The 20,599-nt window shown below is 27.3% G+C and carries 18 protein-coding genes and 4 pseudogenes; 11 read left to right on the top strand and 11 right to left on the bottom strand.

Annotation, left to right across the window (positions count from 1 at the left end; translation table 11 throughout):
- Positions 1-4 precede the first annotated feature (4 nt).
- The 3 genes and pseudogenes from DJ007_RS14690 (at position 5) to DJ007_RS20790 (ending at position 1,961) form a co-directional block, all read left to right on the top strand.
- Positions 5-199 carry a hypothetical protein gene (locus DJ007_RS14690; protein WP_206076186.1) on the top strand — a complete coding sequence of 65 codons (195 nt, stop codon included), beginning with the start codon at positions 5-7 and terminating at the stop codon, positions 197-199.
- 133 nt (positions 200-332) lie between these two features.
- A pseudogene (locus DJ007_RS21030) lies at positions 333-464 on the top strand (IS1634 family transposase N-terminal domain-related protein); the annotation flags it as partial.
- Positions 438-1,961 (top strand): annotated as a pseudogene (locus DJ007_RS20790) (IS1634 family transposase). The pseudogenes DJ007_RS21030 and DJ007_RS20790, both read left to right, overlap by 27 nt.
- 204 nt (positions 1,962-2,165) lie before the next feature.
- Here DJ007_RS20790 and yihA read toward each other — a convergent pair.
- Both yihA and lon read right to left on the bottom strand, forming a co-directional pair.
- A pseudogene (gene yihA, locus DJ007_RS06685) lies at positions 2,166-2,743 on the bottom strand (ribosome biogenesis GTP-binding protein YihA/YsxC).
- Positions 2,744-2,745: 2 nt separating this feature from the next.
- Positions 2,746-5,107, bottom strand: a pseudogene (gene lon / locus DJ007_RS06680) (endopeptidase La).
- 223 nt (positions 5,108-5,330) lie between these two features.
- Between lon and DJ007_RS06675 the strand changes: the two are divergent.
- The 5 genes from DJ007_RS06675 (at position 5,331) to malE (ending at position 10,139) form a co-directional block, all read left to right on the top strand.
- Complete coding sequence (locus tag DJ007_RS06675; protein ID WP_240739365.1) at positions 5,331-6,059, top strand: WecB/TagA/CpsF family glycosyltransferase; 729 nt, start codon at positions 5,331-5,333, stop codon at positions 6,057-6,059.
- 343 nt (positions 6,060-6,402) lie between these two features.
- On the top strand, positions 6,403-6,762 hold the full coding sequence (locus tag DJ007_RS06670) for a DUF1622 domain-containing protein (protein ID WP_129408860.1): 360 nt from the start codon (positions 6,403-6,405) through the stop codon (positions 6,760-6,762).
- 10 nt (positions 6,763-6,772) lie between these two features.
- Positions 6,773-7,816, top strand: a complete 1,044-nt coding sequence (gene dprA, locus DJ007_RS06665; protein ID WP_165974049.1) for a DNA-processing protein DprA — start codon at positions 6,773-6,775, stop codon at positions 7,814-7,816.
- Positions 7,731-8,783, top strand: a complete 1,053-nt coding sequence (locus DJ007_RS06660) for a hypothetical protein (protein ID WP_129408857.1) — start codon at positions 7,731-7,733, stop codon at positions 8,781-8,783. Before dprA ends, DJ007_RS06660 begins: the two co-directional genes overlap by 86 nt.
- 147 nt (positions 8,784-8,930) lie before the next feature.
- Positions 8,931-10,139 (top strand): maltose/maltodextrin ABC transporter substrate-binding protein MalE, encoded by a 1,209-nt coding sequence (gene malE, locus DJ007_RS06655; protein ID WP_129408855.1) that lies wholly within the window; start codon positions 8,931-8,933, stop codon positions 10,137-10,139.
- A gap of 36 nt (positions 10,140-10,175) precedes the next feature.
- On the opposite strand, the gene DJ007_RS06650 is transcribed toward malE, so the two are convergent.
- Positions 10,176-10,997: an MBL fold metallo-hydrolase gene (locus DJ007_RS06650; RefSeq protein WP_129408854.1), complete on the bottom strand. Its 822-nt coding sequence runs from the start codon at positions 10,995-10,997 to the stop codon at positions 10,176-10,178.
- Between the two features lie 113 nt (positions 10,998-11,110).
- Here DJ007_RS06650 and DJ007_RS19035 point away from each other — a divergent pair, with 113 nt between their 5' ends.
- From DJ007_RS19035 to DJ007_RS06635, 3 genes are all read left to right on the top strand, one after another.
- Positions 11,111-11,281 carry a metallophosphoesterase family protein gene (locus DJ007_RS19035; protein ID WP_129408853.1) on the top strand — a complete coding sequence of 57 codons (171 nt, stop codon included), beginning with the start codon at positions 11,111-11,113 and terminating at the stop codon, positions 11,279-11,281.
- The gene (locus tag DJ007_RS06640; protein WP_276318689.1) at positions 11,278-11,667 is read left to right on the top strand and encodes a metallophosphoesterase family protein; all 390 of its coding nucleotides are present in this window, start codon (positions 11,278-11,280) and stop codon (positions 11,665-11,667) included. The genes DJ007_RS19035 and DJ007_RS06640 overlap by 4 nt, the downstream gene beginning before the upstream one ends.
- Positions 11,668-11,734: 67 nt before the next feature.
- The gene (locus DJ007_RS06635) at positions 11,735-13,516 is read left to right on the top strand and encodes a 5'-nucleotidase C-terminal domain-containing protein (protein WP_129408851.1); all 1,782 of its coding nucleotides are present in this window, start codon (positions 11,735-11,737) and stop codon (positions 13,514-13,516) included.
- Positions 13,517-13,889: 373 nt separating this feature from the next.
- Here DJ007_RS06635 and DJ007_RS06630 read toward each other — a convergent pair whose 3' ends face one another.
- The 8 genes from DJ007_RS06630 to DJ007_RS06605 form a co-directional block, all read right to left on the bottom strand.
- Entirely contained in the window at positions 13,890-14,195 is a 306-nt protein-coding gene (locus DJ007_RS06630; RefSeq protein WP_129408850.1) for a hypothetical protein, read from the bottom strand.
- An 11-nt stretch (positions 14,196-14,206) separates the two neighbouring features.
- On the bottom strand, positions 14,207-14,368 hold the full coding sequence (locus DJ007_RS14685) for a hypothetical protein (protein WP_165974048.1): 162 nt from the start codon (positions 14,366-14,368) through the stop codon (positions 14,207-14,209).
- A 34-nt stretch (positions 14,369-14,402) separates the two neighbouring features.
- A complete protein-coding gene (locus DJ007_RS06625; RefSeq protein WP_129408849.1) occupies positions 14,403-14,810 on the bottom strand; it encodes a hypothetical protein in 408 nt (135 codons plus the stop codon).
- Positions 14,811-15,405: 595 nt separating this feature from the next.
- The gene (locus DJ007_RS06620; RefSeq protein WP_240739333.1) at positions 15,406-17,184 is read right to left on the bottom strand and encodes a TIM-barrel domain-containing protein; all 1,779 of its coding nucleotides are present in this window, start codon (positions 17,182-17,184) and stop codon (positions 15,406-15,408) included.
- A gap of 74 nt (positions 17,185-17,258) precedes the next feature.
- A complete protein-coding gene (locus DJ007_RS17430; protein ID WP_240739332.1) occupies positions 17,259-17,576 on the bottom strand; it encodes a hypothetical protein in 318 nt (105 codons plus the stop codon).
- Positions 17,577-17,591: 15 nt separating this feature from the next.
- A complete protein-coding gene (locus tag DJ007_RS06615; protein WP_129408848.1) occupies positions 17,592-18,392 on the bottom strand; it encodes an RMD1 family protein in 801 nt (266 codons plus the stop codon).
- On the bottom strand, positions 18,376-19,659 hold the full coding sequence (locus DJ007_RS06610; RefSeq protein WP_129408847.1) for a DUF5693 family protein: 1,284 nt from the start codon (positions 19,657-19,659) through the stop codon (positions 18,376-18,378). The genes DJ007_RS06615 and DJ007_RS06610 overlap by 17 nt, the downstream gene beginning before the upstream one ends.
- Before the next feature lie 4 nt (positions 19,660-19,663).
- Complete coding sequence (locus DJ007_RS06605) at positions 19,664-20,551, bottom strand: RluA family pseudouridine synthase (protein WP_129408846.1); 888 nt, start codon at positions 20,549-20,551, stop codon at positions 19,664-19,666.
- Positions 20,552-20,599 lie beyond the last annotated feature (48 nt).

Genomic DNA, 20,599 nt, shown 5'->3' with positions numbered 1-20,599 from the left:
TCTGGTGACTACGTCACCAGGTCTAAAATTCAATAAAAACAAATCATTTAAAATAGCTGGTGACTACGTCACCAGCTATTTTAAAAATTTATTTATTTCATTTTTTAAAGTTCCAATTCCTTCACCAGTTTTTGAAGATACTGGAAAATATAAATATTCACCATATTTCCTGCCTTTGACAGCAATTTGGCGATTTTAAGTGAAATGGAACGGTAGAATGCGGGTTTGAGGCGTGTATTTTTCAGGAAGTCGAAAAATTGTGTGGCTAACTTTTGTTACAGAGAATTAACTATAATTAGTAATATATTAGTCCTTTTGGTGGTATAATATATATGACAACCACTGAAAGGAGATGTTTTAAAATGTATCCTAAAATATCAAAAGTGAAAGGAAAAAGATATTTAAGGATAATGGAAAGCAAAAGAGAAAATGGAAAAGTGAAACAGCATACAGTAATAAATTTTGGAAATATAGATAAGTATAGTAAAAAAGATATAACAAAACTTGTAGATAGTCTTTTTAAAATATTTGAAATAGATGAATATGAAAAAATAGAAGATGATTTAATGGAAGAAATAGCAAGAAGAAATTACGGAGCCAAAGTAATAGTAAATAAGATATTTGAAAGATATGAGATGAAAAGATATTTTGAAAGACTGGATAAAGAAATAAAATACAATGCAGAAGAAATGTTAAAAATAATGGTGATGAATAGAATAGTAGAACCGAAGAGTAAATTGGGAATATTTAATAATTTAGAGTATTTTGGATATAACAAAGTGGAAGTTAAAAAAGAAAAAGACCTGGAAGAAAAAGATGTAATGTTGCACTGGTTATACAGAACATTGGATATATTAGCAGATAATAAAGAGTCGATAGAAAAACATATGTATAATCAAAGGATAAGTTTGTTTAATACAACGGTAGATTTAGTATTTTACGATGTAACAACATTAGCGTTTGAAACACAACAAACAAATGAAATATTACAAATGGGATATTCAAAGGATAAGAAATTTAATGAGTCGCAAGTAGTATTAGGGATGTCAATAGATCAGGATAGAATGCCAGTTAGTTTTGATATATATGCAGGAAATACATTTGAAGGGCATACATTTAAAGATTCAATAGAAAAAATGAAAAAAGAATATCAATTAGGAAAAGTAATAGTAGTAGCAGATAGAGGAATGATGAGTAAAAAAATATAGAAGTAGTAGAAAATTCTAATTATGAATTCATAGTAGGAAAATCAATAAAACAGTTAAAAAAGTAAATATATTTGAAGGAGAATTCATAGAAATAGCAAAAGGAATAAAATATAGAGAAGTAGAATATGAAAATAAAAGATTACTCATAATATATTCAGAAGAAAGAGCCAAAAAAGACAGAGCAGATAGACTACGATTAATAGAAAAAGCGAAAAAAATGTTAGAAGAAGGAAATATAGATTCAAAAAGTAAAAGAGGAGCGAAAAAATATTTAAAAGAACAGAACAAACAAAATTATATATTGGACATAGAAAAAATAGAAAATGATGAAAAATACGATGGATACTATGGAATAATAACAAACACAAAACTATCTCCAAAAGAAATATTAGAACAATATCATACATTATGGAAAGTAGAAGAAACATTCAGAACATTAAAAAATTATCTTGAAACAAGACCGGTATTTCATTGGACACCGAAAAGAATAAAAGGACATATTGTAATGAGTTTCATATCATAATTCAAAGAACATTAGAATTAGAACTGGAAAAAAATAATATTGAATACTCTCATGAAAAAATAAGAGAAGCTATAAAAAAAATGGAATACTCTGAAATAAGATTAAAAGACAAATTATTTGCATTAAGAGCCAATTTAAACGATTTTCAAAAAGCCATATTAAAAACATTAAAAATAGAAAAACCGAAAAAAATGATGGAATTAGATGAATTTAAAAAAATAATCTCCTAAAACACGCATGAAAAGCCAAAAAGGAGGAGGTGTGTGGCTAATTTCTCTTTTTATAAAAGTTAACAATAGCTATTTTTTTGAATAATTCTACTTTTTAGAATTTTGTTGATAATAATAGTGTCAAACTCAGGTGGTGACTACGTCACCAGGTCTAAAATTCAATAAAAACAAATCATTTAAAATAGCTGGTGACTACGTCACCAGCTATTTTAAAAATTTATTTATTTCATTTTTTAAAGTTCCAATTCCTTCACCATTTTTTGAAGATACTGGAAAATATAAATATTCACCATATTTTGCCAATTCTGTTCTTATTAAATTTAGTTTTTTCTGTCTTTCAGATTTTTTTACCTTATCCAACTTAGTAAGAACTATCATAAACGGTATCTCTAACTCTTTTAGCCATTGGATCATTTCAATATCCTTTTTTTGCGGCTCATGTCTGTGGTCTATTAATAAAAATACCATTTGTAATGAATATCTATTAATAAAATAATCTTCTAATAATTCTGCCCATTTTTTCTTTTCTTCTTTTGAAACACTCGCAAAACCATATCCAGGCAAATCTACAAGATATCCTTTATTATCAACATTATAAAAATTTATAGATCTTGTTTTTCCGGGTTAGAACTAATTTTTGCTATTTTAATTCCAAATAATTTATTCAACAAACTTGATTTTCCTACATTTGAACGGCCAGCAAAAGCTATTTCAGCATTCAAAGGTGGCGGATACTTACCTTTTACATATACAGTTTTTACCAATTCCACTTTTCTAAACATACTTATTCCTCCAATAATGCTATTTTAAGTACTTCTTTTATATTGCTTACCTTATGAACCTTGATTTTCTTCAATATTTCTTCTGGTATTTTTTCTAAATCCTTTTCGTTTTCTTTAGGTATAATGACCTCTTTTATTCCGCTTCTATATGCGGACAACAATTTTTCTTTAATTCCACCTACTGGAAGGACCTTTCCCATTAATGTTATTTCACCGGTCATTGCTATCTCATTATTTATCGGTTTTTTCAATAGAGACGAGATTATAGATGTTGTCAAAGTTACTCCAGCGGATGGTCCATCTTTAGGAACTGCTCCTTCAGGAACATGAATATGAAAATTACAATTATCAAATTTTTCAAGAAGTGTATTATCTATCTTTTCTATTAATGATTTAGATAATGTCAAAGCTATTTGAGCTGATTCTTTCATTACATCTCCCAATTTACCGGTAATTATTATTTTACCTTTTCCAGAAGTTATAAGTGTTTCTACTTGTAATATTTCACCACCATATGCAGTCCAGGCCATTCCAGTTGCAACACCAATTTCAGGCTTTTCTAACTTATCGGATTTAAAATATGGCGGTGTACCTAAAAACTCTTTTATATTAGAACTTTTCACTACTATCTTATCTTCACCTTCTGCAATTTTTAAAGCTATTTTCCTCATTAATTTTGCTAAAACTCGTTCTAATGACCTTACTCCGCTTCCCTGGTGTATTCTGATATTATTTTTTGCAATGCTGCTTTATTTATTTTCATATGCGATTTTTTAAACCATGTTCTTCCAATAACTTTGGAATTATATAATCTTTAGCTATATAATATTTTTCTGCATCTGTATATCCGGGAATATGTATAACTTCCATTCTATCCCTTAATGCAGATGGAATAGTATGCAATACATTAGCAGTAGTAATAAATATAACTTCAGATAAATCGAAAGGTACCTCTAAATAATGGTCTATAAAACTATTATTTTGTTCAGGATCTAGAACTTCCAACAAAGCTGCAGCTGGATCTCCCTGATAAGATACTCCCATTTTATCTATCTCGTCCAGAACAATAACAGGATTTTTCACATCTAATTTTTTAATTAACTGTATAATTCTTCCTGGCATTGCACCTACATATGTTCTTCTGTGTCCTCTTATTTCTGCTTCATCTCTCATCCCTCCGAGAGATATTCTGCCAAATTTTCTCCCTAAAGCTTCTGCTACAGATTTCCCAAGAGATGTTTTTCCAACACCAGGTGCCCCAACAAAACAAAGTATTGGTGACTTTGGTTTATCTGATAACTTTCTAACTGCTAAAAATTCTAAAATCCTTTCTTTAGGTTCTTTTAAACCATAATGGTTTTTATCCAATAATTTCTCTGCATCCTTAATATTTAATCTATCCATTGTTTTTTTATTCCATGGAAGATTTATAATCCAATCTATATACGTTCTAATAACATTAGCTTCAGGAGAATATGGTGACATTTTTTCCAGACGTGTCAATTCATGTTTGGCCTTTTCTTTTACATAATCCGGTAAATCCTTGCTTTCTATTTTCTCTTTTATCTCTTTCATTTCTTCATCGCTTTCACCAGAAAGTTCTTCCTGAATCGCTTTTAGCTTTTCTCTTAAATAAAACTCTTTTTGCCCTTTTTCTATTTTTTCTCTAACTTTAGATTCCAAAACTTCTTCTATTTCTAGTAATTCTATTTCCCTCATCAAAAGTTCTAACTCCAGTTCTAACCTTTTTTTAGGATGTAATTTTTCTAATAATTCTTGTTTTTCATTTAACTCCAAAGGTAAAACTGAAGCTATTAAATCACTTATCACTTCTGGATCATTTGTATCTTCCAAAACCATTATGGCTTCCTGAGGAAATTTTTTAGTTAACCCTATATACTTTTCAAATAACGTTTTTACTTTTCTCACTAAAGCTTCCAATGTTTTTGTCGTTTTATATTTCCTCTCCAAAGGTAAAATTTTAAATTTAAACATATCTTTTTCTTCTATAACCTTTTTTATTTCCGCTCTTTTTAATCCTTCAACAAGAATCTTATATTCACCATCTGGCAATTTAGCTATTTGCACAACCCTTCCAACAGTACCTATTTTAAACAAGTCTTCTATTGTAGGATCTTCAAGTTCTATTTCTTTTTGAGAAACAAAAAATAATAAATTATTATATTTCTCAAGAGATTCTTCCAAAGCTTTAATAGACTTTTTTCTCCCAATCAACATAGGTAAAATTGAATTTGGAAAAATTACCAATTTTGCTCTTGTTGCAATAGCCGGTAACTCTTCTGGAATACTCTCTTTAAAAGATTGGTCTATAAATTTATCTATTGCACTTTTTTTATCCTCCATATGCTCAACCTCCATTTTTATTCTAAATTTAACATATATATTAATAAATTAAGACGGAAATATGGTAGAATATACAATTGAAGTAGTCTTTTTAATATGAAATATAAATATAAGCCGATTTATATTTTAACACATATAATTGTAATTTATTAGGTATTTATGGTAAAAATAAAGAAAAAATAAATAGAAGTGATTATTAAAAGGTGGGAATGGCGTGACTCAAATGATTGAACTGTTTGGACTGAAACTATTATCAGGGAAAAAAGAAGAAATGTGGAATTTCATAAAAAGAAAAATCAACTCAGACGAAAAAACCTGGGTTGTTACACTTAATGCTTTAATGTTCCTGGAATATTTTAAAAATAACGAATATAAGTATGAATTACAAAATTCAACAATTTCAATACCAGATGGAATTGGTGTTGTTAAATATCTGGAAAAATGGGGATATACTACCGAAAGATGTCCAGGAATTGATACCATGCTCAAAATATGCGAATGGCAAGAACACAAAATATTTTTATTAGGTTCAAAACCTGGAATTTCAGAAAAAGCTAAAGAACATTTAGAAAAAAAATTCCCGAAAATAAATATAGTAGGAACTCATCATGGATATTTCGAAAATCCAGATAAAATTATAGGAAAAATAAATAGTAGTGGTGCTGAAATACTTTTTGTAGGCATGGGAGTTCCAAAACAGGAAGAATTTATTTATAAAAATATGCACAAACTAAATGTAAAGATGGCTATGGGAGTTGGTGGAAGTATAGATGTAATTTCCGGTAAAATTCCGAGAGCACCTAAGGTATTTCAAATATTTGGACTTGAATGGTTATACCGAATGTTAAGAGAACCAAAGAGATTTAAAAAACTACCTGATTTAATGAATTTTTATTTTAAAATCTATCGTTCTAAAGAAATGCCAATAAATCTGGAAGTTATAAACCTTTAAACATTCCGCTTCGCGGAAGGTTTAAAGGTTTTTATTATTAAAATAATTATTCCTAAAACCCTTCACGAAGTGAAGTGTTTTACTTCACGGAAAGTTTATGGATTTATTTTTATTTTTATTATTAATATTATATTATTTTCCTAAAATACTTCGCGAAGCGAAGAGATTTTTTGTTTTACGGAAGGTTTGAGATTTTTTATTATTAAAATAATAATCCTAAAACTTTTGCTTCGCAAAAAGTTTTCGCTTCGCGGAAGGTTTAAAGGTTTATTTTTATTATTAATATTATATTATTTTCCTAAAACACTTCGCGAAGCGAAGCGTTTTGGTTTGGAGGGATAAAATGAATATTCATCATATTGTAGAATTAACTGTAAGCTATATATCTGATATATCTTATATTATGGCCATTATTGTAATTTTTTTTGGTATGCTAAAAGGTTTTTCTATTTTTTTAAAAGATATATTGTTAAGTAAAAAATCTGAGGAAGCTACATGGGAAAGCAGATTAGAATTAGGGCATTCATTTTCTTTGGGATTAGGATTTTTAATAGGTTCCAGCATTTTAAAAACAACTGTAGCTCCAACCTGGAATGACATTGGACAACTGGCTACAATAATCGCAATAAGAACAACATTGAATTATTTTTTAACCAGAGAAATAAAAGAACATAAAAAGGATGTTTCAAATGGTTCGAAATAATATAATATGGATGAAAGAATTTTTAAAAGAATCAAACAAAAATATAATAAAAAATATTAAAAATAATAAAATCCCATTTATCGATAAGAAACAATTAAGTTTATATCTTGATAGTCTTAAAGAAAAGAATATTAAGGTAATTACTTACTTTGATGATGAATATCCTGAAAAATTAAAAAGAATATATAATCCTCCTGTACTTCTATATATTAAAGGTAATATTGAACTATTAAAGAAAAGAGCAATAGGTATTGTCGGCTCAAGGAAATGTACTTCTTATGGTAAAAACATAACCCTTTCATTTTCAGAAATCTTATCTAAAGAATATGTTATTATAAGTGGAATGGCATATGGTATTGATTCCTATGCACATAAAGGAGCAATAAACAATGGAACAATTGCTGTGTTAGGAAGTGGAATTGACATACCCTATCCTGTTTCTAATACCAATCTTTACTATGAGATATTAAAACATAATGGGTGCATTATTTCAGAATATGCTCCGGGTACTCCCGCTCAACCTTTTAGATTCCCAGAAAGAAATAGAATTATAGTTGGGTTAAGTGAATCAATTATTGTGATGGAAGCAGCAAAAAAAAGCGGTTCTTTAATAACTGCAAGATTAGCAGCAGAATCTGGAATTGATGTTTACGCTGTCCCTGGAGATATAAATAAAAAAAGTTCAGAAGGAACAAATAATTTAATATATAACGGTGCTACTCCTATTATTTCTGAAAAACATTTAAAAGATTTGTTCAATATAAAACAAGATAAAAATATTAAATTAAAAAGTTCTATTGATATAAAAATAGTTTCTGCAATAACAAACGGATACGATTCATTTGAAAAAATTATATATTATACAAATGAAAGTCCTTCCATTATATTACAACGTCTGACAATTTTAATAATGGAAAATTTAATTGTAGAAAATAATGGCACTTATTATTATAAAGGGGATGATGATTATGAAAAAGATATTATATTTTATTATTTTTTTATTGATATTTACACTACTTTCCTGTTCTTCGCAAAACAAGCAGGAACCTTATGAATATTTTTCTTCTCAAGAAAACAACTATACTGAAATTATTACTGAAGGAAAAGGAACAACATTAGAAGATGCTGAAAGCAATGCTCGAGTTCAAGCATTACAAAATATTGTAGGAATGCGGGTATATAATCAAACAACTGTAAAAAATTTCAAGTTAGTTGATAAAACCATCTTAACTAAAACCTATGGTTTTATAAAAGGTTCTCAAATAATCGAGCAGCATTATGATAATGGTATATACATTGTAAAGGTAAAATATAAGGTATCAAAAGGTATAGGTGATGATGATTTCTTTTATATTTTACAACAAATGAAAAAACCCAAAATAGGTGTTTCTATTTCATTAATTTCAAGTTATAATTTATCAGGAGACAAAATAGCTGAAGTTTCTATTGAATCAGAATTAAGCAAATATGGTTTTAACTTATTCGATTCAAAAAGAATAACAGAAATATCGGATAAAACACAACTGGCAAACAAAGGACTGGATATTTTAATTACAGGTAATGCTTATGCAGAATACTCAGGTGAATACTATGGATTAAGTACCGCCAGATGTAAAATAGATTTAAAAGCTTATTGGACATCTACCGGAAAACTGATTGCAAGTGTAACTTCGGAGGCAGGAGGATCTGATGTTACAAAACTAAACGCTATTAAAACTGCAATAAAAAAGACTTCAGAAATTGCCGGAGAAAAGCTCGCTAAAGAAATTTTGAAAACATGGATGGATTATCTGGCAAATGGCCTTCCAATTCAAATTGTCGTATTAGACTTATCCAGCATTGAATATCAAAATATTGCAAATAGAATTAAAAGTATATTTAAAGTTTTTTCATATAATTATTCTAATGGAAAAGCTGTTTTCGAAATCGAATCAAATAAGTTCACTGATGAAATATATAATTTATACTTTAAAGACTATAAACTTATTACCCAAAATATAACTTATTTGGTTATAAAATGATTCTTTTTATTCTTAATCATAAATAAATACTATTAATCATATTTAATTATTCTTAAAAACCAAAAAAAGATAGAAAAAAAAATTTTTTTGTGTTATAATTTTCTTGTAACAGTTTTTTTATAAATATAGTTAAGGGAGGGTAAAAAGATGAAAAAAGTTGCAGTATTAGTATTATTGGTATTACTTACTTTCACATCTATCTTCGCTGTTTCAAACAAGATAGTTGTATGGTGTTCAGAAAAACAAGTAGACTTTATGAAAACTTTTGGCGAAAAGTTTACAAGAGATACTGGTATTTTAGTAGAAGTACAACAGGTAAATTTTGGTGATATCAAATCAAAATTCTTGACAGCAGCACAAGCAGGTGAAGGTCCAGACATTATCGTCGGTGCTCATGACTGGGTTGGAGAATTAGTAGAAAATGGATTAATCGATTCAATTCCATTTTCAGCTATTGAAACAGACAAATTCGCAAAATCAGGTTTAGACGCATTTACAGTAAATGGTAAATTATATGGTGTTCCATATGCTATTGAAGCTGTAGCATTATTATATAACAAAGATTATGTTGAAGAAGCACCAAAAACAATTGAAGAATTGAAAAAAGTTGCAGCAGAATATACAACAGACGAAACATTAGGATTTGTATATGATGCAGGAAACTTCTATTTCTCATATGGATTTATAGCGGGAAATGGTGGTTATGTATTTAAATGGACAAAAGAAAATGGTTATGACGTAAATAACATCGGTTTAGCTAATGAAGGCGCAATTAAAGGTGCTGAATTAATTAAATCATTCTTTGATGAAGGTTTAATTCCACAAGGTGCAAATTACGGAACAATGGATTCAATGTTTAAAGATGGTTTAGCAGCTATGATTATCAATGGTCCTTGGGCGGTAAAAGATTATATTAACGCTGGTATTGATTTTGGTGTATTACCATTAACAGAATTAGACTTAGGAAATGGTCATTACGGAAAACCATTCGTTGGTGTACAGGGTTTAATGGTAAATGCAAGAAGTGAAAATAAAGCATTAGCAAAAGAATTTATAATCAATTACTTAGCAACAAAAGATGGAATTTACCAATTCTATTTAGCAGATCCAAGATTACCAGCAAGAACAGATGTAGCAAAAATAATCGAAGAAAAAGGTGGACCAGTACCAAAAGAAATCGTAGACGCATTTGTAAAAAGCGCAGCAGGTGGAGAACCAATGCCAAATGTGCCAGAAATGGGAGCAGTATGGGGACCAATGGGTGACGCATTATCACAAATCATCAATGGTCAATTAGAACCTGCACAAGCATTAAAAGAAGCTGTTGAAAAAATCAAATCATCAATTTCAAAATAATTAATTAATAAATAAATGACGACTCTTAATGAGTCGTCATTTATTTATTATCAATCCATCATAAGCTGTTATTATATTCTCTTTAAGATATATTCCTTCAAGTACAGAATGCACTGGATTATGCAAATGAGAAAAATGAGTTACAATAATTTTAGATGTTTCATTTATTATTCCTTGATTTAATAAAACTTCTTTTGTTTCTAATATTTCATCATATCCCATGTGGAATTCATATTTTTTATTAAATCCCATAGTAGCATCTAAAATCACAATATCTAAATGGTGTATATTATTTTTTATAAATTCCAAACTTTCAGGTAATAGTTTTCCAGAATCAACTGCATAAAGAACTTTTATTCCATTTTTTTCAATTACATAATTTAAAGGGGTTTCATTATATGATGATGTATGCTTTGCTTTTAGTGTATAAATAATATATCCATTTAAATGCAAGGTTCTAAAAGGTTCTACAGACATTAAACTAATCTTTGGAAGATCCACATTTTCTTTCAAAACACTACCCAGTTTATCTGGAACTATCAAATCAACATGAAACAACTCATTAAAAGATCCTGAAAAAATAGGATTCCTGTATTCGAAATTTTTAAAAAATAAATGGTCAGAATGCCCATGAGTAATTAAAATATGTTTTACTTTAGAAAGGTCTTTAGCAAACCTATTTGCAGAAGCTACAATGTCTGGACCAAAATCAATTAATATTTCTTCATCAATCAATAAACTTGATCTTAAACGAATACTTTTTTTACCTTCTTCTCTTGCTTTTTGACAATTTTCACATGAACAAAAAGGATTTGGATAACCTTCAGATGCAGCTGTCCCTAAAAATAAAATTTCCATAGTTTCTCCCCTCAAACATTGATTTTTTCTAATTATACCATATTTCTATCCCTTATTAAAAATATGGTAAAATAATAATAGTAATATTATTTTTTGTTTTAGGAGGTAAAAATATGAAACTTGGTGTTTTAAGTGACACGCATGGCTCTTTATTTTATTTTGAAAAAGCTCTTAAATATTTAAAAGATGTAGACAGGATTATTCATTTAGGAGATTACTTATATCATGGCCTCGAAATCCTCTTCCAGAAGGATATAATCCTATGGAATTATCCAATTTATTGAATAATTTTAAAAAAAGGACTTTTATAACAGGAAATTGCGATTCGCCCATAGACTTAAAATTGCTTAATATACCAGAACCTACACCTTATGTTGTAGAAAATTACGGTTCATATAATTTCTTCTTCACACATGGTTGGGATCCTAATCTAGAGGATTCTATTTCTTTAGCAAAAAAATATAAATGTCAATATTTAATTCACGGTCATACTCATATTTCCAAATATGAAAAACACGATGATTTGATTATAATAAATCCAGGAAGTGTCTCTATACCAAAAGAAAATACTCCACATAGTATTTTAATAATCGATATGCTCAAAAACAATATTGATTTTAAATTTATAAACATCATAAACGGAAAAATTTATAACCATATATATTATTAATATATATTTTATTATTTTGTAAAAAGTGATATAATAAGTTTGCACTATAAAAAACAGGGGTGTAAAAATGAAAAAAGTGCTGATTCTATTTAGTATTTTAATTCTTGGTTTATTAGTTTTTGCAGAACAGATGAACTTAGTTATCCTTCACACGAGTGATTTACATGGTAATATTTTTCCTGTAAATTATGCAACAAATAAGCCTTATTATGTTGGTTTGGGTAGAGTTGCTACTTTCTATAACATGGAAAAAGAGAAAAATCCAAATGTTCTTTTAATTGACACAGGAGACTTGATACAGGGGACTCCACTCGAATATTACCATGCAAGGATAGACAATAAACCTATAGATCCTATGGTTAAAGTTATGAATCACCTGGGATATATCGCATCTATTATAGGTAATCACGAATTTAATTATGGAAAAAAAGTATTAAACAAAGCTATTTCAGAAGCTAATTTCCCATTTTTAAGCGCAAATATTGTAGATAGAGATACTGGAAAACCTGTATTTAAACCTTATCTAGTTTTCAATTATAAAGGTGTTAAAATTGGAATTTTAGGATTAACAACAAAGTATATACCACATTGGGAAGATCCAAAAAATATTAGAAATTTAGACTTTTATGATCCAGTAGCTGTAGCAAAAAAATACGTAAAAATCTTAAGAGATCGGGAAAATGTTGATGTTTTAATTGTAGGTTATCATGGAGGTTTTGAAAGAGATTTAAAAACCGGAAAACCAACAGAAGAGTTAACAGGAGAAAATGAAGGATATCAGTTATTAACGGAAGTTCCTGGTATCGATGTATTATTAACAGGGCATCAACACAGAGCAATTTCAGGCGTCTACAATAATGTTGCTGTATCCATGCCAAAAAATTGGGGAAAAATGGTTGGCAGAATTGAATTAACTCTTGATAATTCCGATGGTAAATGGAAAGTAATTGCTAAAAAATCAGAATTATTAGATTCAAAAACAGTAGAGTCAGATAAAGAAGTTTTATCTCTCGTTCAGGATTATGAAGATAAGGTTCAAAAATGGTTAGATCAACCGGTTGGAACTGCTAAAGGCGATTTCTATGTATATGATCCATTAAAGGTTAGATTAGCAGATCACCCTTTGATTGAATTTGTAAATACAGTTCAACAAACATATTCTGGTGTAAAAATTTCTTCAACTGCATTATTTAACAATGACATAAAAGGCTGGAAATCAGGTCCAGTTACATTAAGAGATATTAACGGCGTATATATTTATCCAAATACATTAAAAGTATTAAGAGTTACAGGAAAAGATATAAAAGATGCTATAGAAAAAAGTGCAGATTACTTTGTATATAAAAATGGTAAAGTAGATGTAAATAAAACATGGGTAGATCCAAAACCACAACATTATAATTATGATATGTGGGAAGGTATTAATTATATTATTGACGTTGAAAAACCGGTTGGAAAAAGAGTTGTTTGGTTAGAATACGAAGGAAAACCTGTTGAAATGGATAAAGAATATAATATCGTCTTAAATAATTATAGAGCAGGTGGCGGTGGAGGATACTCAATGTTTGCTGGAAAACCTGTTGTAAAAGAGGTTATGATGGAAGTTTCTGAATTAATGGCTGATTATATTATGGACCATAAAGTCATAGAAGCAAAAGTTGATCATAATTGGTATGTTGCAACAGACGTTATGTATAACGTAAAATCAGGAGATACATTATTTAAATTAGGTAGAATGTATAATGTAAATCCTTATGCTATTGCAAAATGGAATAAAATTAAAAATCCTGATTTAATCTTCGTTGGTCAAAAGTTGATAATCTATAAACCTATAATCTCTGATAATTAAAAAATCAAAATCCCCTTTTCAGGGGATTTTAGATTGTTGGCAAAATAAAATAAGAAAAAATAATATGAACTAATACTTGAAAACTCTTGGAGCATTTGCTTCGCAAAATTTTAAATATTATAAACTAAAATAATTGCTTTATTTCAAACCTATATTAATTTTTATATTTTTTAAATATAAAAACCTTTATCTATTAATGCTATGCATTAATAATATGTTCATGAGTATTTTTAAAGGTTTAAAATTTCTGTATGAGTGAATATTGTTTTTGAAAACAATTTGTATTTAAATATAGAGTTTGGCAATAATCTAAAGTATCTTTCGGCACATTAAAGTGAGGGTTTTTACTTTTAGAATTAAATCCAATTACTATTTAATTGTTTCCTTTAATATATTTTTGAATATCTTGTTTCAAAGTAGTATTAGAGTTTTCTATTTTCTCAAACAATCTATTTACACTATTTATATCAATGTTTTCACCTTTTCTGGCCTTCTTTAAGTAAAATTCAATTTGCATATAATTATCCGTTATATCTTTTATAATTTTGTTTTCTGATAATGAAACATTTTCTCCGCCTATAAGACCAAAAATTGAAATTATCTGAAAAACTAATACAATAGATATTATTGATAATATTATAGCTAAATTCACTTTTATAATTTTACTTATTAAATTCATCTAATCCCCTCTCATTTAATAAAAGCTTGATCATATACATTTAATGTTCTCGTCACAAGCGTAACTCCTATTGGATGCACTCCTAAATAAAATTTAAAAACGACATTTCCAGAAGCCCATGCGTAATTATATCCAATCCCCCATAATCTTTGCCAATGGATACAATCTCCCATCCAGGCCTATATGTTCTAGGCATTATATTTACATTTATACCGTAACTTTTTTATTATCATTATAAAAATATTGACCAGTTAAAACCACTTCCAATACCGTTTGATTCCATCTATTTTTATATTTTGCAATATCAAAAAGATAATTATAATGGGTATTTTGAAATAATTTTAATGCATTTGAAGATTTTTCATATAATTTTAAACTTTTACTATGAACTAATTTTAAAGATTCAATCTCATTAATAATTTTTTTTAATTCAACAAAATTTTTTACCCAATAAATTTTTACATTATTTGGAATATTATTTTCAGGGATAAATTTTATAATTTTATTATCAATCTTAATTTCACTTATTTTATCTAAATTAAAATAAGCATTATTTGAAAAAACTGTTAAACTTATAAAAACTAACAAAAATACTATAAAAATATATTTATTCATAAAATCCCTCCTAATTTTTAGATTTTTATTCTGGCGCCAGAAGTTAATTATTTTTAATTATAAAGCTCCATACAAAATTATTTAGAAAATGATAAAGCATAGGTGAATATATTATTTTAGATTTTTTTTATAAGTAATACTCAATAACTGCAAAAATAAAGACAGATAAATTTCCATCTAATATTATATGTTGTTGATGAACTATAGCAAAAATAAATACTGAAATAAAACAAATTATTCTGCTATTTTGGAATAAAATTTCCATAAAATTCCCCTTTTAAATTTTCAATTTTAATTATATCAAAAAAAAGAAATAATCAATAATAATTGAAAAAAATTTACGTTATATTTTCAATTTTTAAATTTATGATTAATATATCAGATGATCAAAAAATAATATAAAATAATCACAAGATTTTGAAAAAGGAAAAATAGTAATACTCTTTCTGATATTAAAAATAACATTAGGAATGAAGTTTATTTTAATTATTTTAAACAAAGTATAAAATAGAAAATCCCTCCTCGTAGTTCAGTGTATTTTTTATTAATTACACTGTCTACTCTGGAGGTATCATATCAGTTTCCAGGGGATTTTCTATATTTCGAAAATTTCTATATTTTTATTCCCATTTTCATCATATATTTCAAATTTAATTCTTTTTATAGTACTTACAAAATCTTCAGACTCATCCTTTTCTAATTCATAATTATACCCATTTTCTGTTTTTTTCACAGAAATTTTTATTTTTATATACTTTCCATTATTAAATTCATATGTTTCTCCATCATCATCAAAATATGTAAATTCCGCATTATCAGTAACAAAACCAATTACCGTCAATTCCTTGATTGGTTTTTCATCTACATAATTTATTTCCTCTTCATTTAATATAATTAAAGAATTTTCTCTTACAAATACTGGAATTTCATTTAATTCTGTTTTTATATAATAATCTCCTGGTTCATATATTCTAATATTCCTTTCTTTAAAATCTGATACATTCCAATATAACCATCTTACCTCTGGTAAATGAACAAATCTACCTCTGGCATTAGGTTTTATCACAGGAGTTGCCATTATTGAATCACCAACCATAAATTGGCCTTCAATTTCTTTAGAAATTTCATCTTTAAAATATAAAAACAATGGCGCAATAAATGGTTTTAATTGATTTATAGAATTAAAAAATTCTGAATAAAGATAAGGAATTAATGCATATCTTAATTTTATAGTATCTTTTAATATTTCCTTTGTTTTTTTATCAAATGCCCACGGTTCCTGATTTCTCGTTCCTAATGCTGAATGATTTCTATATAATGGAGAAAAGACTCCCAATTGCATCCATCTGATAACTAATTCAGGAGAAGCATTAGAACCAAATCCTCCTATATCTGCACCAGTATAAAAGAATCCTGCCATATTTAACGAAAGAAGCATTCTAATATTTACTAACATATGTTCCCACCATGACATGTTATCTCCCATCCAAATAGTAGCTATTCTATGATGCCCGGCATAACTACTTCTGGATAATAATAAATATCTTTTATCTGGAATTATCCTTTCAAACCCTTCTACAGTAGCTTTTGTCATATAATATCCATATAAATTATGCAACTCATCATTTGTATATCTTCCCTGTGGAGTATTATGATAAAAACTCTGGTAATATTCCCTTTTATTAGATAAATTTATAGCTTCGTCTTTAATCATGAAAAATTCTAAACCCACTTCTTTTTCCTTTAAATCATCAATTTTTCTCAAATATTCTTTTAATGTCTTTGGTACAAAGAAAATAGAAGGTTCATTCATATCATTCCAAAAACCGGTAATACCTAAATCAGTAAATAATTTATATTTTTCACCCCACCATTTTCTTACCTCTGGATTTAAAAAATCTGGAAAATGTGTATATCCAGGCCACACCGTAGCAATAAAATCTTCTCCATTTTCTTCTTTACAAAAATATCCTTTTTCAATTCCTTCTTCATATACATCATAACCTTTCTCTATTTTCACACCCGGATCTATAATAGGAACTAAATTAAATCCAAGATTTTTCATCTCAGATACAAATTCTGGAAAATCCGAAAATTTCTTTTCATCTATGGTAAATACCTTATAATCTTTCATATAATCTATGTCCATATATATTGCATCACATGGAATATTCTTCTTCCTAAAATTCTCTGCTACCTTCTTAATAGTATTTGCATCAGGATAGCTCCATCTACTTTGTTGATACCCAAACGCCCATTTTGGTGGTATATACGGTGTTCCTGTTAATTTCAAATATTCCTGGATTATTTCTAAATTATTTTTATTATCAAATATATATATATCAAAATCTTTTGAATTAATAGTTATAGTCATTTTATCGAAATTTGTATAACCAATATCAAAAATAATTTCTCCTGGATAGTCTATAAAAAATCCGAATTTATCACTTATAATTGCAAATGGATGAGACCCATATAGCGACTCCTTTTCTGGGTATGCACAGGATCATCTGTAGCATATAGTCTATATCTTTTTCCTCTTTTATTTAATCCTCCTAATGTTTCACCTAATCCATATACTCTATCTTCATAATCTAAGTTTAATGTTAATATAACCTGATTTTCTTTATCTTTAATCTTAAAATAATCAATTTTTTCACAATATTTGAAATCATTTTCTTCAGGTTTTACCAAAGTCGCATCCGTTGCAAACGGTTTCCCAAATCTGTATAATTTAGTAAAATTCAGTAATTTCGTAAAATGCATTGTACCTCTCCTTTCTTATATATGAAAAAACGCCATTATAATCTCAAAAACGATTAAAATAACGATTAAAAATTCAAGAAAATTAGCTCTTGCTCCTTCATTAATTTCATTTAGAACTGTATAACTCTCTAACGCACTATCAAGCTTATGCGAAAGTATTTTATATCTTCTGTTTAATTCAAAAAATCTTGCAAGAATTTCATATAATTCATCATAAACATTCCATTCCCAGGTAATAGTGGGTTTATCCAGGATCATAATATCAGAAATGATTTCATGTCTTGTTTTTATTAAATTTAACGCCTTTCCTACAGCAACATTTCGCATAATAGATAAAAAATGCTTATATTTATTATATTTATTTATAGTTTTTTCTATATCCTCTTCTAAATCATCTGATAATTGCTCATATCTTTCAAGAGCAACACTTTGGGATATTGCAAGAGAAATCAAAGAAATAATTTCTTTAGAAAAAATATTTTCATTTATAAATAAAATCTCTTTATTATTATCCATATAAAAGTTTTTGTTCAAATCATCAACTATTTTTATAATCAATTCATCTTCAAATCTTGTTTTTATCTCTATTTCCAATAGTTTTTCAAGGTAGTTAATGAATTCCTTTATTTCCTTATCTAAAAAATCAAAAAATACAAATGCTCCAAATTGATATATATGAACATCTTTTTGATTATAATTCAAAATCAAGGGAATTTCCCACTTTGTTACTATAGGTAATTGTAATTTAGATGCTATCATTTGTATATCAATATTTTCTCCTGCATCAAAAGCTTTTATTTTAATTTCTCTTTCCATTTTTCTCCCTCCACATTAAAGAAAGAATTTTATAAACAATATAGGCTATTATAAACGCATTTACTGTTCTTAACACTCCTAAATATATTGGCGTTTGAAAATGCAAAAATGTATCCAAAATAGAAACAAAAAGTATTGATTGCCCGATATTCCAGAATATTTCAAAAAATTTTGTTGGTGGTTTTGTAAAGACAAAAAGATAAGCAAATAATTCTTTAAACCTCGGCCTTGCTATTAGCGTCCTTTCAAGAAAATCTCTTATATTTCTTTCAAACATCGTTGAAAATCCGAAATTTCCACTTCTTAAAATATAGTATATTGCAATTACACCCAACATCACAGAAGATAAAATGATGTCTTTCTTCTTCATTTTAAAATTTTTTATTTGCACTAAAAATAATACAAATGGTAAGGTTATCAATAGTAGTTTAATACCTCTTATAACAGAGATTTTATAAATATAAAAATATTTATACCCCGTTCCATATATTAACATTCCAAAAAGGATATTCAATAATATAGCATATAAGATTTTTTTGTTCTTTTCGAACCTTTTTTTCCAATATATCCAGGATAAAAATGAATATATAATGGCTAAAAAAACATAAGACCATGGATTAAAATAAATATACATTATTAAAAATATAATAGCCAATATTGGCACATATAAGGTTAAAAATACGGTATTTACAACAGCAGTTAAAAAACTAATGTTATCCTTTACTTTTATCAAATTTGGTATCGACTCATTATAATTATTTATTTTATTTTTTATTTCTATAATTATTTTTTCTCTTTTAAAATGATCTGGAATATAAAAAATATTTATTCTTCTTTCATTAAATGCTCTCCAAAATCTTTGAACTATTTGGTCAACATTATATTTATCCATTTCTTTTGGCTTTATATAATGCACATATCTTATTCTATTCAATTCAGATTTATTTAAACTAACTTTATATCTATCAAACAAATATCCAAAATCAGAAAATTCTGCTATGAGAATATTATTAAAGTGTGATACAAACCCTTTAAAATCATTTAATGTTATATTAGTGGAATTCTCGCTTATTAAAATATAATCCTGATATTTATAATAATCGATATTCTTATTATTTATTTTTATACTTTGTTTTATCAAAACATTATTATCAATAATATGATATCCTGATTTTAAATATTTAAAATCAGTAAAAGATATATATACAAACAAACCAATTGAATATAATACAACTAAAATAAATATTATTTTTTTTCTCTTTTTCAAATTATTATCCTCCTAACCTATTCAATACCTTTCTTAAATCAGGTGTTAGATTAGAAATTAATGTGTATCTTTTATTTTTATATCTAAATTCCAAAAAGTATGAATGCAAGAAATACCTTTTAAGACCTATTTGCTTTTTTAATATTCTATTTACTTCAAAATTACCGTATTTATTATCACCAGCCACAGGACTTCCAATTTTTGCAAATTGCTTTCTTATCTGATGTTTCCTTCCTGTTTTTAATTCAATATCAACTAATGTTAGATCTATATTATTCACCTTATAATTCTCTAAAACATCATAATATAACACTGCATTTTTGTCTTCTAAAACGCTCTCTAATTTATTATTATCACCTTTTAAATAACCTACAACCAATGCCTGATATTTCTTTGTTATATCCCTTCCTTTTATAATATCCGTTAATTCCCTTGAAACAATTTTATTTTTTGCTATCACTAACACTCCGGAAGTATGTTTATCCAATCTATGTACTAAATGAGGTTCAAATTTATCCTTTGCATAATATAATAATCCTTCTATAATAGTTACCTTTTCTTCATTTCTACCAGGGTGAACAGAAATACCTGCAGGTTTATTTATGGCTATTATTTTATCATCCTCAAAAATAATTTCTAAATCTAATGGTCTGGGTAAAATCTTCTCTTCTTTTTTTCTCTCATCTAATGGTCCATTATATCTTATTTCAACACTATCACCAATATTCAATTCAAAATCCTGTTTTTTTACTCTTTTTCCATTTACATATATAAATCCTTTTCTTAAAAGTTTATATATAAATCCTAATTTTAATTCCTTATAGTTATTTCTCAAAAACTTATCCAATCTTTTATAATAATTCCTATCATTTACAATTATATGTTTTTGCATATAAACACTCCTTTTCTGGTATAATATATATAATCAGATAAAATTATA

This window comes from Marinitoga lauensis, assembly GCF_004135675.1.
Taxonomy (GTDB): domain Bacteria; phylum Thermotogota; class Thermotogae; order Petrotogales; family Petrotogaceae; genus Marinitoga; species Marinitoga lauensis.
The sequence above is the reverse complement of the archived record's forward strand: the minus strand, read 5'-3'. Positions and strand labels throughout refer to the sequence as shown.

Coding starts and splice junctions, on each gene's coding strand:
- DJ007_RS06615 (WP_129408848.1), bottom strand. CDS start 18,392: ATGGAAAGAGAAATTAAAATAAAAGCTTTTGATGCAGGAGAAAATATT.
- DJ007_RS06660 (WP_129408857.1), top strand. CDS start 7,731: ATGAAAAAGATATTATATTTTATTATTTTTTTATTGATATTTACACTA.
- DJ007_RS06625 (WP_129408849.1), bottom strand. CDS start 14,810: ATGAATAAATATATTTTTATAGTATTTTTGTTAGTTTTTATAAGTTTA.
- DJ007_RS06605 (WP_129408846.1), bottom strand. CDS start 20,551: ATGCAAAAACATATAATTGTAAATGATAGGAATTATTATAAAAGATTG.
- DJ007_RS19035 (WP_129408853.1), top strand. CDS start 11,111: ATGAAACTTGGTGTTTTAAGTGACACGCATGGCTCTTTATTTTATTTT.
- DJ007_RS06675 (WP_240739365.1), top strand. CDS start 5,331: ATGATTGAACTGTTTGGACTGAAACTATTATCAGGGAAAAAAGAAGAA.
- malE (WP_129408855.1), top strand. CDS start 8,931: ATGAAAAAAGTTGCAGTATTAGTATTATTGGTATTACTTACTTTCACA.
- DJ007_RS14685 (WP_165974048.1), bottom strand. CDS start 14,368: ATGGGAGATTGTATCCATTGGCAAAGATTATGGGGGATTGGATATAAT.
- DJ007_RS17430 (WP_240739332.1), bottom strand. CDS start 17,576: ATGCATTTTACGAAATTACTGAATTTTACTAAATTATACAGATTTGGG.
- DJ007_RS06630 (WP_129408850.1), bottom strand. CDS start 14,195: ATGAATTTAATAAGTAAAATTATAAAAGTGAATTTAGCTATAATATTA.
- dprA (WP_165974049.1), top strand. CDS start 6,773: ATGAAAGAATTTTTAAAAGAATCAAACAAAAATATAATAAAAAATATT.
- DJ007_RS06635 (WP_129408851.1), top strand. CDS start 11,735: ATGAAAAAAGTGCTGATTCTATTTAGTATTTTAATTCTTGGTTTATTA.
- DJ007_RS06620 (WP_240739333.1), bottom strand. CDS start 17,184: ATGACTATAACTATTAATTCAAAAGATTTTGATATATATATATTTGAT.
- DJ007_RS06650 (WP_129408854.1), bottom strand. CDS start 10,997: ATGGAAATTTTATTTTTAGGGACAGCTGCATCTGAAGGTTATCCAAAT.
- DJ007_RS06670 (WP_129408860.1), top strand. CDS start 6,403: ATGAATATTCATCATATTGTAGAATTAACTGTAAGCTATATATCTGAT.